Here is a 14,690-nt window from a genome sequence, read left to right as displayed (position 1 = left end):
GGCGAAGGCCGCGGTCCCGAGTTGGCTCAAGGCCCCCTCACCCGATCCTTCGGATCGACCTCTCCCCCGAGGGGAGAGGTGATGTCCCTGCCGGCATGACGGTGGTGCATAGGGCCAGCCTGGGCACAGACATCGATCCCGCCTTCCTCCCCCGATCCTCGGCAAGAAAAAAGCCCGGCTGCGAGCAGCCGGGACAGTGAGGTCGTACAGGATAGGAGGCCTTTCGTACGAGCGCTTAATACAAGCGCAGATATCTGGAGTTCACCCAGCCCGAGACGTGGCGGGCGCTGATCTTGCACCAGTCTGACGAGTTCGGGACGGTGACGCAGCGTTCGACCCAGACCCGGGTATGCGGGCGCAGTTTGCCGATCTTCTGCGAGTAATGGGCAGGCCAGCGGCGGACATTCAGGTGGTCGTAATAGGCGACGTTGACGCGGGCATAGCGCTCGACCTGATAGCCATGGCGCTGGTAACCGCCTTGATTGTTGTAGCCACCCTGCTGATAGCCACCTTGATTGTTGTGGCCATAGCCATAATTGGTGGCGTGGGCGGGCTGCACCGTGAAGGCGGCTGCGGTAACGGTGATGAGGAGCCCGGCCATCAGACCCAGCACCACTTTGCGGACGTTCTGGACTTCGGTATGCATGTTTCCCTCTCCTCGGGTCTCATTCGATGAGGAGAGATTGGCCCAGGAGCATTGAACGCAATCTGAGACCGGCATTCACAAAGCGTTCAGGTTCCCGGCACCCCTTCGCAGCCCCTGAAATCCAGGGCAAACAGGCCGGTACCAACGGCAGACAGGCCGCTGTCGTGGCGGAACATGAACAAGGCGCTGAGGGCATGGGCCTCGGCGAATTTCAATCCTTTGCCTGTTCCCATGACGCCAAGCGCTGTGGCCCAGGCATCGGCCTGCATGGCATCGGGCGCGATCACCGTAACGGAGGCCGGCGCGTTGGCCAGCGGCGCGCCCGACCGCGGATCGAGGGTGTGGGAAATGGTTCGTGCGCCGACCTGGCGACGATGGCGATAGTCGCCCGAGGTCGCGATAGCGGCATCACACAGTTCAATGGTCCGGGCGAGGCCGCGGGTCTCAACGTCCGGGGCCTCGATGCCGACGAGCCAGCCGGACCCGTCCGGCTTTTCCTGCCCGGCCCGCATTTCGCCGTCGATCCCGACGAGATAGCGGGTGACGCCGAAGGATTCGAGCAAATCTGCGAGGCAGTCGACGCCGAAGCCCTTGGCGATGGCCGACAGGTCGAGACGGATATCCGCGCTGCGCATGATTTGCGACCCGTCCGAGTGGAGGTGAAGCGCTTCGGCAGCGCTCGATCCGGGAGCCGCTCCCTCGTCGCCAACCGCGTCGGCATCGGCACCAAAGCCCCAATGCGCAACCGCCCTGCCCAGCCCGATGTCGAACATGCCGCCGGAAAGGCGGCCGATCTCGAGCCCTGCGGTGATCACCCGCATCGTCAGGTCGGGCATTTCGACCCATTCACCGACGGGGGCGGTGTTGAAGCGGGAGATGGCCGAGTTCGACTTGTAGGTCGACATCTCGTCATCGACCTGTCCCACCGTGGCCTGAAGCGCGGCCTCTATCCTTCTTGCATCGATGGTGGCTGCTGCGTGGAAGACAGCCGACCATCGCGTGCCCATGGTCGGGCCGCTCAAGACAAAGCGCATCGTGTCGGTGGGGTGGGTGGCGAGCTCAATAGACATCTTCGAGATACCTTCCTTCTGCGCGCAAGGCCGAGGTGCTGAGCGCAAGAGGCTCGAGCACTTCATCAAACGCGGCACGGACGCCCTCGCCCATGTCGCGCCCGCCGCAGACAAGAATCTGGGCACCATCGGCGATCAGACGGCGGAGCCGGTCGGCATCGCGGCGCAGTTCGTCCTGGACATAGCCGCCGCCGACCACGCGGGAAAATGCGGCGCCCAGCCGGGTCAGGCGGCCTTCTTCAAGGCTTTGCGCCAGCTCATCGCGATAGAGGAAATCGGATTGGGGATCGCGGCCACCCCAATAAAGATGTGCAGCGCGGCCAACGGGGTTGCCCCGGACAAAGCCCATGAGCGGAGCAATGCCGGCCCCGGCGCCAACAAGGATGATCGGCTTCTTGCCCTTTGCCGGACGGAAGGCCGGATTGGGTTTGACGAAGGCCTCGACGGTCTCGCCCGGTTCCAACGCATGCAGGAATTCGGAGCACAGCCCGCCGCGCTGCTTGCGGACGCAGATTTCGATAACCCCTTCGCGCCTGGAGCTCGAAGCGACCGAATAGTAACGCGGCACGACGCTGCCCGGCGGCAGGATGGCCAGCAGATCACCGGGCATGGCACGGGGCAGACGGCCCCTGGAGGAGGCGAAGCGCAGGACGGTGGTCGGCGCCTGAACCTCATGGCCATAGTCAAGCCGTTCGGCAAGGACCAGCCTACGGCTACGAGGCCGGGGCGGCACATGATCAAGGGTCAGAGGCAGGCGCAGCCGGTCGCCAAGCTGGCGGCCCCAATCGGCGAAAGCCTGTGCCGACTGGCGATCGATACGCCCCAGGGGCTGGAACCGCACACTGCCCTTTTGCGCAAGCGCCTGATCGATGGCTTCTGCGAAGGCGCAATAGCGCGGGAAACTCTGGTCCCCGAAACCGAGCACGCAGAAGGCGGGGACAGGTGATTTCTCCATGTCAGCCAGTCTTGCGAGGAAACGGTTGGCGCTGTGCGGTGCGGCGCCGTCGCCATAGGTCGACGTGAGCGCGAACATCAGGCGGGCATTGGGATAGTGCTGGCGCACCGCGTTCATGGATGCGGTGTGGACCTTGATGCCGGTTGCCGTAAGTCGGGCGTGCAGTTCGGCAGCGAACCCCCAGGTCGAGTTTCCTTCCGACCCGACAAGGATGACCATGTCGGCGCGAGCTGGCGGGGTGTTGGCCTTGATGCGCGGGGTGGCGCGTTGGCGCCGATACCAGATCAGCGTGCCAGTGACCGCCAGAAGCGGGGTGACCAGCGCCAGCAGGCCCAGGACGAGGCCGAGCCAGGCCATGCCCTGTCCGGTGTGAAGCGTATAGATGGCCTGATAGAACGACTGGGCGAGGGAATTGGGCTCGAACACCAGCCACTGCCCGGTCGCCTGGTCGACAAAGCCCTGCCCGTTTGCCGTGATCAGGGTGAAGACGTCCTCCGTGTCGCCTGCAAAGGGGAATACGAGCTCGCGCATCTGGCTGAGCGGCACCGACTGGAGGGCGGTGAGGCTGTCGATGGCCGCGGGCTGGCCACCATCAACAGTGTCGGGGAAGGCCAGCCAGGTGTCCGAGCCGTCGGGCACAAGGCCGAATGTGACAAGCGCCATATAGAAGCCGGTCATTGCCGACAGCAGCAGACCGGCGACGGCGATGCGCGCGCCTTCGACATGCAGTCGCTGGCTGAGCGTGCCTTGAGCGGGAGCGAAGACTTTCCGCCAGCCGCCGAGGCGGCGGACCAGCAAATAGACCCCGGAAAGGGCGAGGATCACCATGGCCGCCGCCGCGATGCCGGCCAGGGCGCGCCCACCGGTGCCCAGGAACATCGACCGGTGCAGCTGTTTGAAGAACTCCATGACAGGCGAGGCCGTGGCCTCGCCGATGACGGTGCCCGTTGCCGGGTCAATGGCGTAGCCGGCGACGTCGCCAGTATCGGTTTCGGCATAGGCGGTGATCGCCCCGGAGGCACTGCGCGTGATGCGCTCGACGCCCGGCAGGTTGCGGACGACATCCGCCGCCAGATCGCCTGTCGTGATCGCCGCATCGGACGGGGGCGTACCGATTTGGGCGATCAGGGGGTCAAGAGACAGAACGGCTCCTGTGACCGACATCAGGATCACGAAGAGGGCGGCGGCAAGGCCGGGCAGAGAGTGCAGGCGGCGCAGCATGGCGGATCACCTCCGGGACGAACTCGAAAAGGGGGGTTACATGTTGACGGTGAGCGCGCGCATATGGCCGTTGCCTGTCTGGGGCTGGCCGGCGATGGCGCTCGACAGCGGGGCGACGATCGCGTCTCGGGCATCCCGATGATCCTCGACGGCGGTGTCGACATGGATGGTGTAGCCGGCGTCGATCAATGCATCGGAGATGTTGAGGGACACCGAGAGCTGGCGGCCCGAGCCGACGCTGGCGCCGGAGATGCCGTCGACGCGGCCACCGGCCGAGGAAATGGCGCGGGCCCAGCCCCGCAGGTGGCGCTGGTATTTGGATTTGGTGCCGGCGAGCCAGAGGGTGGAGGCGTAGTTGCCGGCGGGATCGGTGAGGTATATGGCGAAATAGGCGGCTGGACCGCGATATTGTTCCATCTGGACGTTGAGGGTGACTTCGCGCGCCTGCGCCAGGGCCGGCGCGACGAGCGCGGTGGTGCCAATGAGCGCGGCACCAAGGGTCTTGACGGTAGGTGACAACATGGGATGGACCTGTAAGGTGTTGTTTCGATGGTCTCATCCGAACACGGGAAGCTGACGCCACCCTGAAGCGGAAGCAAAAATCCCTTCAGCTTGCTGTCAGCTTCGGATGCGAATTTCGGCGGTCAAACGCGCCAGGAGGGGCTCTTGCGCATTCTGCTGATTGAAGACGATGCCGTGCTCGGCGCGGCCATTCGCGATCATGTCGCGGCAGACGGGCACGGAGTCGACTGGCTGATGCGGCTCGACGAGGCGCGGGCGGCCATAGACAGCGTCGGATATGAACTCGTCCTGCTCGACCTCAACCTGCCGGATGGGCGCGGGCTCGATCTGCTCAAGGCGCTGCGCGATGAAGGCAAGGATATGCCGGTGATCATCCTGACCGCGCAGGACCAGGTGGCAGTGCGGATCGAGGGGCTGAATTCGGGGGCGGACGATTATCTTGTCAAACCCTTCGACCTCTCCGAGATGAGCGCCAGGCTGGCAGCGGTCGCCCGGCGCTATGGCAACACGCCCCTGCCCGGCATCGCCATTGGCGACGTGACGGTCGATTTCGGGCGCAAGACAGTGACGCGTCAGGGCAAGCCGGTGACCCTGACGGCACGGGAATGGGCGGTTGTCGAGAAGCTGGTGCGCAACCGGGGCGCGGTGGTCGGCAAGGACCAGATCGAAGATTCGCTCTACGCCTTCGGGGCGGAGATCGAGAGCAATGCGGTGGAGGTCTATGTGAGCCGGCTGAGAAAGAAGCTCGGGCGTGAATTCATCACCACGGCGCGCGGGCTCGGCTATGCGGTGGAGAGCCGGGATGGCTGACCGCGCGCGTCAGAGACGGCCCTCGATCGCCATCCGGCTGGCGGTCGGGCTGGCGCTCGGCACGGCCCTGTTATGGGTCGGGGCGGCGGCAATTGCCGCCTATGTGCTGCAGGGCGAACTCAATGAGGCGTTCGATGAAAGCCTCAAGCAGAGCGCGTTCCGGCTGCTGCCGCTGGCGGTGCACGATCTCAGGGAGCCCGAAGATCGCGAGGAGCGCGATGAATACCGGGTCTCACGGCTTGAAGACGATGAGGCGTTCTTCACCTATGCCGTACGCGACAGGTCGGGACGGATCGTGGTGGCCGCAGAGGACGCGCCGGACGGCCTCAGCCAGCTCACCGCACGCGAGGGGTTTGCGGATATCGAGGGCAAGCGCGCCTTCACCCTGACGGATCGGCGGTCCGGTTATTCGATCATCATGGTGGAGCGCACCAACCACCGCTCGGAAGCGCTCAGAGACAGCGTTATCACCCTCACCTGGCCGCTGGCGGGGCTCATCCCGCTGATCCTTGCGGGGATCTGGTTTGCGGTGCGACTGGCGATGCGGCCGGTGGAGCGGCTCAAGACCGATATCGAGAAACGCGACGGACGGGACCTGTCGCCGCCGAGCACCGACGGTCACCCGGCCGAGCTGGCGCCGATTGCGGAGGCCGTGGCGGGGCTGCTCGACCGGCTGCGGGCAGCGCTCGACGCCGAGCGGGCCTTTGCGGCCAGCAGCGCCCATGAATTGCGCACCCCGATCGCCGGCGCGCTGGCCCAAACCCAGCGACTGGCGGTCGAGATCGGCGATCATCCTGCGAAGGGCCGGATCGAGGACATCGAGAAGGCGCTCAGGCATCTCTCGGACCTGTCGGAGAAACTCCTGCAGCTCTCGCGGCTCGAGGCCGGATTTGCGCGCAGCGACAAGCCGGTCGACCTGAGGCCGGCGCTCGATATCGTCATCGGCGATCTTGGACGCCTGCCCGACCACCCAAAGCGAGTTGCGCTAACGGTCACGCCCGATGCGCGGTTGACCGCCAGAATGGATGCAGATGCCTTTGCCATTGCCTTGCGGAACCTGATCGAGAACGCGCTCAAGCATGGCGCGGCGGGAAGCGTTGTCGCGGTGACGGCGGACACGGAAACCATCAGCGTCGTCAATGACGGCCCGGTTGTGCCGGCCGATCAGCTTGCGATGCTGGGGGAGCCGTTTGTACGCGGTGAGACGGCGGCGAGCGGCACCGGTCTCGGCCTCGCCATTGTGCGCAGCATCATGGAGCAGAGCGGCGGGCGGCTGACGCTGCATTCGCCCGCGGCCGGGCGGACAGACGGATTCGAGGCGGTGATCACCCTGCCGCCGCTTTGATCAGCGGCCGGTGCTGCCGGAATCGATGCGATCGCCCTGCCCGCGGCCAGACAGGGTTGCCAGGATTAGCCGCAGATCGAACAGCACGCTGCGTTGCGCCAATCGGTCTACAGGGATCGCTCGAGACCGTCCACCTCGGTCAGGCCGGCATCATCAAGCCGAGCGGAGACTAGGCCGCGGGGACGGATGGGCAGCGTTGTGCCTGCAAGGGTCAGCGCCGCAGGCCGATCCCCGAGATTGACCGCGCGGATGATGGCGCCATCGAGACCTTCGGCCAGTTTGAGCGCGGTCACGGCGCCCTGCCCGGCATCCGCAGTAAGCCATTGCCCGGCATGCGGCGCGGTGCCATTGCGGGCGACATGAGGGGTGGTCACCGGCGGTTTGTTGAGATTTTCCGCGAGCTTGTGGCAGGACTTTCGTGAAATTTCACGGGCGCCGAGCAGCGCAATCGTGAACCGATGCTCGCCCTGATCCATATAGGCGTAGCTGGCGCCGGGCTCGACGGGAATGGGATCGTGATGAGCATAGACCGGCGAGCGGATCGCGGTGATGTAGAGGGTGCCGTCCTGCGCCGCGTAGGAGTATTTCGCGGTGTTGGCAATGGCGACCGTACCGCCCTCGCCGACCGCGCGCACCCAGCGCTGGCCCGGCACTTCGCTGCCATTGGCCGGCCGGGCCTCCCAGCCTGCAGGCACTTCATATTCGAAACGGTTTGCCCCGACCGGATAGGAGAGACGCAGCAATTTGCGCTGTTCGCGCCAGTGCAGCCGGACCCGCAGTTCGACCGGCAGCGTCGGGTCCTCCGGCAGCACGATGCGCGTGTGCATGCGTGAATCCGAGGCGGCAACCGTTACCTCCAACACCTTGCGAACAGGACCGTTTTCGAGTTCGAGAACGGAAACCAGTCGCATGGTTTCGCCGGTGGTGCCGAAGCGGTCGGCGCCATGGCTCCAGGTGTCGGTCTGGTCTTCCACGATGGTGGCGAGGTGGCCTTCGCCTTCGATGAGGACCGTGCCATCGGCCTTGTTTTCGAGGCGCGAAATCGCCCCGGTATCGGGATTCAACGCGAGGCGATAAGCCTCTGTTTCATAGCGATATTCGGGCTCAGCGGGTGTGCCGAACGAAACGCCGGGCGCAGAAGCGCCGTGGGCCTCATCGACGGCGAAGCACAAGGTGCGATAGCCGAAGGCGGGCACGCTGAGCGGAAAGGTGATGCGCTGCAGACCGGTCGTCTTGCCGTGAGGGTCGGCATATTGGAACGGGATCGACTGCCCATCCTCATCCATCAGGATCCGGCGGGAGACATTGTCCTTGTCGACCCAGGGTTCGGCCTCAACCATGGCGTCGAAATCGGACCCGGAGAAATTCATCACGAGGAAGGTCGCTTCGGTGGGATGGGCAGACTTTTTGATGGTCTGGCCGAGTTGGCGGACGGCGGTGTTGAGCAGGTCTTCCGCGCCGGTGATGACAGCGCCGAGTTCGTGGACCGAATCCTCGCAGGCGCTTTCAAGGCTCGTGCCGCCAAGCGTGTCGTGGAACTGGTTGAACAGGAGCCGCCGCCACAGCGCCTCGAACTCGGCACGGGGATAGGCAGCGCCTGTTTCACGATGCGCCAGGGTTGCCGCAGCCTCGGACTGTTCGAGCAGGGATTCAGCGCGTCGGTTGAGCGACTTGAGATCGCTGGCGACGGCGTAGCAGCCAATGGCATGGAACTGGAGCTCGCCTTCAACGCGGGGTTTGTCGAGTGGCCGGACCTCGTCATAAAAGCGGTCGGGATCGGAAAAGGCGAGGTTTTCACCCGCCGCAAGCCGGCGCTCGATCTCTTCGATGTTTTCGATGGTCGGCGCGCCGCCGTGATTGCCGACCCCGTAAAAGCACATGAAGGGATGGCCAGCCCCGGATGCCATTTCGTAGTGCTGGTCGATCTTGACCGGCAGCGGCGTCTCGCGCTTCGACGTGTTGTAGGCGCCCTGAATGCGGAAAGCGGTAACACTCGAGCCGTCGCGCGAGGCCCAGTCGAACAGCTCGGCGGGCAATTCCATTTCGTGGGGACCGGGCCGCATGAAGGTGTAGCTGTCTGACCCCGTGTGCCGCAGCAACATGGGGAAAGTGCCCGGATGCCCGAAGCTGTCGACATTGTAGCCGGCAGGCACGTCGAGCCCGAACTTCTCTTTGAAGTAGCGCTTGCCGTAGAGCGCCTGGCGAATGACCGATTCACCTGAAGGGACGTTGCAGTCGGGCTGGATCCACCAGCCATTGACGATCTTCCAGCGCCCTTCGCCGACATAGTGGCGGATACGAGCGAACAGGTCGGGATCGAGCCGTTCGATCCAGTCATAGATGTGGGCTTCGCCCTTGGTGAAGATAAAGCCTTCGCCCTCTTCCAACCGATCGATTGCGGCCCAGCAGGTGCCGATCGCCTCGGCGCAACCTTCTTGCCAGCGCCAGAGCCAGACGGGGTCGAGATGAGCATTGCCGATCAGGTGCAGGGTGAAATCGCCTGAGGCGGAAGTGTCGGTCACGCGGGGATATCCTTATCGGTCCTGATCACGACCCGATGCGGGCCGGCATTGGCGGTGAAGCGGGTCGTGCCTTCAGCAGTCTCACAACCGGTGAGAGGCCGGCCATCAAAGGTGATGGCGCTTTCGGCACAGGGCAGTTCGATGTCAGCCTTGCAGCCCGGCGGGATGGCGATCGACCATTCCACCGAGTGGCCGGTATGCTGCCAGGCGCTTTCAATGCGCCCGACCGGCGCATCGTATTGCGCCTTCACCCAGCCAATGCGGGGATCGAAGAGCGGCCGCATGCGGATGGTACGGAACCCCGGATCGGCCTCGTCCCAATCGATGCCGGCCATGCGCGCATAAAGCCATTCGCCGACGCTGCCATAGGCGTAGTGGTTGAAGGAGTTCATGTTGGCGCTCTGGAACCCGTGTTCCGGCGTCCAGCCATCCCATCGCTCCCAGATCGTTGTGGCACCGTGCCGGATCGAGAAGCCCCAGCTCGGATAGGTATCCTTGAGCAGCAGGTCGTAGGCACGGCCCGGTTCGCCAATATCCGAAAGCACCGGGAGCAGGTGTTTGACCCCAAGGAACCCTGTCTGCAGATGGCCGTCCGCCTCGTCGAGTTTTTCGATGAGATAGGCGCGGGCCGCGGCGCGCCGGTCCGCTGGCAAGATATCGAAATCGAGCGCCAACAGGTAGGCGGTCTGGGTGTCGCCGGTGATGCGGGTGTCTTCAGCGACGAAGGCGTCGATGAGGGCGGCGCGCACGTCTGTCGCCTGGCCGGCATAAAGGGTCGCGTCCTCGTCCTCCCCCAGCACTTTGGCAATCTTCACCATCAGGTCGGCGACGAAAACCCAATAGGCGGTGCCGACCATGGTGCGGTCGGAGGCCGGGCCAACACTCAGCCAGTCGCCATAGTTGTTGTAGACCGCATTGACGCGCAGATGGTCGGGATTGGCCCCTGCGATATGGGCCATCCAGCGCTTGAGGGCGGGATAGGCGCTTTCGAGAAGGCCACGATCGCCGTAGCGCAGATACTGCTGCCAGACCATGATGACCGGTCCATCACCCCAGCCCGGCGCCCCGGGCTGGGCGGTCTGACGATAAGGATTGAGCGGGCGCGAGGGCGCGATGTCAGTGAAAGCGCCATCGGCGAGCTGGGCATCGATGATATCGTCGAGCCATTTGGCGAAAAAGCCTGACACATCCATGTTGTAGCCGGCGGTGCGCCAGAAGACCTGCGCGTCCGCGCTCCAGCCCAGCCTCTCGTCGCGTTGCGGACAATCGGTGGGTACGGAAAGGAAATTGCCCCGCTGGCTCCACTCGATATTGGAGACGAGCCGATTGACCAGTTCGCTGCCGGTCTCGATGTGGCCGGTCTCTTCAAGATCCGAGAAAAGCGCAATACCGGTGAGCCTGAGCGTTTCGGGGTCCATTCCCTCGGGCAGGGTCAGCGCGACATAGCGGAAGCCGTGAAAAGTGAAACGGGGCTTAAAGCTCTCGCCATGCGCGTCGCCTTTGGCGGTGTAATGATCCGTCGCCACCGCGTGGCGCAGATTGGCGGTGTAGAGATTGCCGTCTTCGTCGAGGGTTTCGCCATGGCGCAGCGTGAACCGGTCACCCGGTTTGGCACCCGAAATGTCGAGGCGGCAATAGCCCGCGAAGTTCTGCCGGAAATCGACGATCCATTCGCCTGACGGGGCCTGACCGGTGATCCGGCCGGGGAGTTCATAGACTTCGCGAACCGGCGGCGATTTGGGCGGGGTGAGCAGCGGTGGGCGCGGTTCCGGGGTGAAGACCTCGACCGGTTGCCAGCCGGAATCATCATGGCCGGGCTCCGACCAGCTCTCGATCTCGAGGCGGGCGTCATAATGCTCACCCATCAGGAAATCGCTGTAGCAGACCGGTCCCTGGCGGGTCTTCCACTCGCCATCGGTGATGATGCGTTCGATGGTGCCGTCGGCGTAATGCAGGTGAAGCTGGCACAAAAAGGCCGGGCGGCCACCATAGTGGTTTCCGGCGCGGCGCTGATTGTGACCAACGCGACCGGAATACCAGCCCTCGCCGATCAGCGCGCCGATGGCGTTGGCGCCATCGCGGATTTCTTCAGTGACATCGAAGCTCTGATAGATGGCGCGCTGGTGGTAGTCGGTCCAGCCTGGGGCCATGACCTCGTCACCGATCCGCAAGCCATTGATATAGAGCTCGTAAAGTCCGAGAGCGGTGACATAGGCAGTGGCGCGGACAGGACGCTCGCGGGTCTGGAAATCGCGGCGCAGATGGTCGGCCGGCCGGGCCTGCCAGCGGTTGTCGTAAAGATTGTCGGCGGGGATTTCGCGCCCGGCAGGCAAGACGAAATAGCGGGCGATCCATTCCGCTTGCCAGTCATCGGGATCGAAAAGGCCGGTCATGATGGATTGCGGGGTGGCCCAATCCGAGACCTGATCGTTTTCGTCCCAGACCCGCACCGTCCAGTGGACGATTTCGTCCGAGGCGAGCGGCTGGCCGGCATAGGGCACGAATTGCGTCTGATCCGAGGCCAGCTTTCCCGAAACCCAATGGCTGGCTCTTCCATCCATGAGGGAAGCGGGATCGGCCGAGACGGCAATCTCGTATGCGGTCTGGGCCGCGCCCTCATTGCCGCCTGTCAGCGCCCAGCCAAAGCGGGGAATGCGCGTGGCAAGGCCCTGCGGCGCGGCGAGCCGGTCGCAGCGCAGTCTGTGCGGTTTGAGCGTGGTCATGAGCCTAGAAAGCGATCGCCCGGTCACGGGCATTGCGGATATGGGCCTCAATAGCCTCGACCGATCCCTGCCGGTCCCGCACCTTGAGCGCCTCGATGACCGCCAGATGATCGGCAAAGGCGGATGGCAGTGTTGTCGGGCTTAAGGTAATGTGCTCGAGCTTGATCAGCCGGATGCGGATCGAGTTGAGATTATAGGCTTGGATCAGCAATTCATTGCCGGTGCAGCCGACAAGCACGTCATGAAATCCGGTGTCGATCTTCTGGCCTTCATCGAGCAGTTCGGGGGTCGGATGATCGCCGAGACGGTCGAGAATGCCGCGATGCAGTGCCTCCTGTTCGGCGATGATCTCGTCGCTCAGCCGGGCAACGGCGGTCAGTGTCGCTTCACGCTCGAAGGCCATGCGCATCTGGAAGGCATCGCGGATCATGGGCAGATCGATCACGGTGATCTGGATGCCGCGCTGGGGCATGACGGTCAGCAGGCCCTCGGCATCGAGCCGTGGCAGGATCTCGCGCAGTGCCCCGATGGAGAGGCCGAGCATGGAGACGAGTTCCTTTTGGGAGACAACCTGCCCGGGGCGCAGCAACCCCTGCAAAAGGGCCTGCTGAAACCGCTCATAAGCCGTGATCTTCACGTGCCGGGCGCCGTCGCCGCTGTCGTGTCGGCGCATGCCGCGCACCTCAGCCATTTGCTGTCCTCCCTGCCCCGGATAGGGCCATTCGCTCAGTCCGTCGCTTGCGGGTCGTAGCCCGTGCCGGCGAGCGCTGCAAAGACATCGGCGCGGGCAATCGGATCCAGGCCGACCAGCGGTGGCACCACGCGGGCCCAGTCCGGGTCACCATATTGTGCAGCAATCGCGGCCTTGAGAACAACCAGAGACCCATTGGAGTCCACGATTTCAATGCGTTGCCCCGCCCGCTTGCGCTTCAGCGCGGTCGCTTCCGACGCCGGGTCACTGTAGACCGCACAGGCATCGGCGGCGAAGACATTCGGCATGCCGCCGATCATGCCGGCGCCGCCCTTTGTCACCAGTTCCGGCATCACCCGGTCGTCGCCGGTGAAGATCGAGAGCGAGGGGTAGCGCTCGGCGAGCATCAGGGCGTTTTCGCGGCTGCCGGTCGAATCCTTGACCCCGACGATCCGCTCGCCGAAGCGTGCGATCAGCCTGTCGATCAGTGACGGGGTGAAGGGCACACCGGAGAATACCGGGATCGAATAGAGCAGCATGTCGATGCCCGGATTGCCGGCGCGCTCGAGCATGGCGTCGAAGAAGGCGAGGATGCCATCGTCAGTGGGGGTGTTGTAGTAATAGGGCGGCAGGACGAGCACGGCCCGGCACCCCATTTCGGCGCTCGCGGCGACCAAGCGCGCTGCCTCGTCGAGTTTGGATGTCATGATCGCGGGAATGAGCTTGTCGAGTGGTCCACCCGCCTCGCGATAGGCCACAAGCCCGTCGATTTTCTGGCCTGTGGAAAGGGATGACCCCTCCCCTGTTGTGCCGAATGCGGAGATAAAGCTGCAGCCCTCATCGAGCAGCCTGCGGCAATGAGCGGCGAGGCGCCCGCCATCCACGTCGAACTGCGCTGTGACCGGAGTCAGCGAGGCTGTAATCACCCCTTTTAGATCGGCATTCGACATTTTTTCTCCGCAAATTCAACAGGATATAAGACTGATACAATCAGTTAGGTTATCAATTGTCAAATCAGTATTTACATCACTCGTCCGATGATGCAAGGTCCATTCCGTCGAACGGCACTGCCATGTGCGCTTCATGTCCGGCACAACGGGTTGGCTAGGCCCGCAAACCGGATGGCGCACCAAGGCGGTGCACAAACCCCACCGAGAGGGAGGAATATGAAAAACATCAGGCACAGCGCAGTTCTCGCCGTTTCCGCTGCAGCCCTCAGCGTCGCGCTTTCCGGCGCGGCCGTGGCTCAGGAACAGATCGAACTGAAGTTCACCACCGTGTCGGTTCCCACCGATTTGCACACCCAGGCCATGAAGGTCTTCAAGGACAAGCTTGAAGAACTCGAGCCGGGCCGCTTCGACATCCAGCTTTACGATTCCGGTTCGCTGTTCAACCAGAGCGGTGACCTCGATGCGCTGCAGCGCGGCAATGCCGAAATGGCCTATGTGTCGTTCCAGCTTATCGCCGACGCGATCCCGGAATTCGGCCTGTTCACCGCCGGCTACCTGTTCCAGAGCCCCGAGCATTACCGCAATGTGATGCAGAGCGAACTGGGCGGCGAGTTCAAGGCCAAGGTGTCCGACGACATGGGCATCCAGCTTCTCGACGTGTGCTATCTCGGCACCCGCGAACTGAACCTGCGCAAGGTCCGCGACGTGCAGACCCCGGCCGACCTCGAAGGCGTGAAGCTGCGCATGCCGGGCTCGGACGCATGGCTGTTCCTCGGCCAGGCGCTGGGCGCCAACCCCACCCCGCTGCCGTTCTCGGATGTCTATCTGGGCCTGCAGTCGGGCACGATCGATGCGCAGGACAACCCCCTGCCGACGGTCGAGGCCGCCAAGTTCTATGAAGTGACCGAGCAGATCGTTCTGACCGACCACCTGGTCGACGGACTGCCGATCGCGCTCAACAACCAGACCTGGGACCAGCTCGACGACGAGGAAAAGGCCAATATCACCGCTGCCGCGGTCGCAGCCTGCGACTGGAACAATGAGCGCCGGATTGCCGAAGAAGACCGCCTGGTCGAGTTCTTCGAATCCGAAGGCCTGACCGTGACCGTGCCGGACGTTGACGCGTTCCGCGCTCATGTGCAGGACTTCTATCTCAGCTCCGAGCGCGCCGAGCTCTGGCCGGAAGGCTGGGTCGAGCGGATCAACGCACTCGCCAACTAAGTCAGTCTACCGAA

Annotated in this window: 11 protein-coding genes; 3 read left to right on the top strand and 8 right to left on the bottom strand. The window is 64.0% G+C overall.

What is annotated here, in order from left to right; all coding sequences use genetic code 11:
• Positions 1 to 235: 235 nt before the first annotated feature.
• The 4 genes from G489_RS0117705 to G489_RS0117690 form a co-directional block, all read right to left on the bottom strand.
• Positions 236 to 646 (bottom strand): SH3 domain-containing protein, encoded by a 411-nt coding sequence (locus G489_RS0117705; protein WP_029042635.1) that lies wholly within the window; start codon positions 644 to 646, stop codon positions 236 to 238.
• 86 nt (positions 647 to 732) lie between these two features.
• Positions 733 to 1,716: an FAD:protein FMN transferase gene (locus G489_RS0117700; RefSeq protein ID WP_245578970.1), complete on the bottom strand. Its 984-nt coding sequence runs from the start codon at positions 1,714 to 1,716 to the stop codon at positions 733 to 735.
• On the bottom strand, positions 1,706 to 3,892 hold the full coding sequence (locus tag G489_RS0117695; protein WP_029042633.1) for a PepSY domain-containing protein: 2,187 nt from the start codon (positions 3,890 to 3,892) through the stop codon (positions 1,706 to 1,708). Before G489_RS0117695 ends, G489_RS0117700 begins: the two co-directional genes overlap by 11 nt.
• A 36-nt stretch (positions 3,893 to 3,928) precedes the next feature.
• A complete protein-coding gene (locus G489_RS0117690) occupies positions 3,929 to 4,414 on the bottom strand; it encodes a DUF2271 domain-containing protein (RefSeq protein ID WP_051332803.1) in 486 nt (161 codons plus the stop codon).
• Between the two features lie 144 nt (positions 4,415 to 4,558).
• On the opposite strand from G489_RS0117690, the gene G489_RS0117685 reads away from it, so the two are divergent.
• The gene (locus G489_RS0117685; protein ID WP_029042631.1) at positions 4,559 to 5,224 is read left to right on the top strand and encodes a response regulator transcription factor; all 666 of its coding nucleotides are present in this window, start codon (positions 4,559 to 4,561) and stop codon (positions 5,222 to 5,224) included.
• Complete coding sequence (locus G489_RS0117680; protein ID WP_051332802.1) at positions 5,217 to 6,569, top strand: sensor histidine kinase; 1,353 nt, start codon at positions 5,217 to 5,219, stop codon at positions 6,567 to 6,569. The genes G489_RS0117685 and G489_RS0117680 overlap by 8 nt, the downstream gene beginning before the upstream one ends.
• A 107-nt stretch (positions 6,570 to 6,676) precedes the next feature.
• On the opposite strand, the gene G489_RS0117670 is transcribed toward G489_RS0117680, so the two are convergent.
• From G489_RS0117670 to G489_RS0117655, 4 genes are read right to left on the bottom strand one after another with little or no spacing between them, the layout of a single operon-like run.
• Positions 6,677 to 9,091 (bottom strand): glycoside hydrolase family 38 N-terminal domain-containing protein, encoded by a 2,415-nt coding sequence (locus G489_RS0117670; RefSeq protein ID WP_029042629.1) that lies wholly within the window; start codon positions 9,089 to 9,091, stop codon positions 6,677 to 6,679.
• Positions 9,088 to 11,814 (bottom strand): alpha-L-rhamnosidase, encoded by a 2,727-nt coding sequence (locus tag G489_RS21355; protein ID WP_051332801.1) that lies wholly within the window; start codon positions 11,812 to 11,814, stop codon positions 9,088 to 9,090. Before G489_RS21355 ends, G489_RS0117670 begins: the two co-directional genes overlap by 4 nt.
• Positions 11,815 to 11,818: 4 nt before the next feature.
• On the bottom strand, positions 11,819 to 12,505 hold the full coding sequence (locus G489_RS0117660) for a GntR family transcriptional regulator (protein WP_051332800.1): 687 nt from the start codon (positions 12,503 to 12,505) through the stop codon (positions 11,819 to 11,821).
• A 35-nt stretch (positions 12,506 to 12,540) separates the two neighbouring features.
• Positions 12,541 to 13,455 carry a dihydrodipicolinate synthase family protein gene (locus tag G489_RS0117655; RefSeq protein ID WP_029042627.1) on the bottom strand — a complete coding sequence of 305 codons (915 nt, stop codon included), beginning with the start codon at positions 13,453 to 13,455 and terminating at the stop codon, positions 12,541 to 12,543.
• Between the two features lie 216 nt (positions 13,456 to 13,671).
• Between G489_RS0117655 and G489_RS0117650 the strand changes: the two genes are divergently transcribed.
• Complete coding sequence (locus G489_RS0117650) at positions 13,672 to 14,676, top strand: sialic acid TRAP transporter substrate-binding protein SiaP (protein WP_029042626.1); 1,005 nt, start codon at positions 13,672 to 13,674, stop codon at positions 14,674 to 14,676.
• The last annotated feature ends 14 nt before the right edge of the window (positions 14,677 to 14,690 follow it).

Source organism: Cucumibacter marinus DSM 18995 (genome assembly GCF_000429865.1).
Lineage (GTDB): Bacteria > Pseudomonadota > Alphaproteobacteria > Rhizobiales > Devosiaceae > Cucumibacter > Cucumibacter marinus.
Note: the sequence above shows the minus strand (reverse complement) of the source record. Positions and strands in the feature narration are given on the sequence as shown.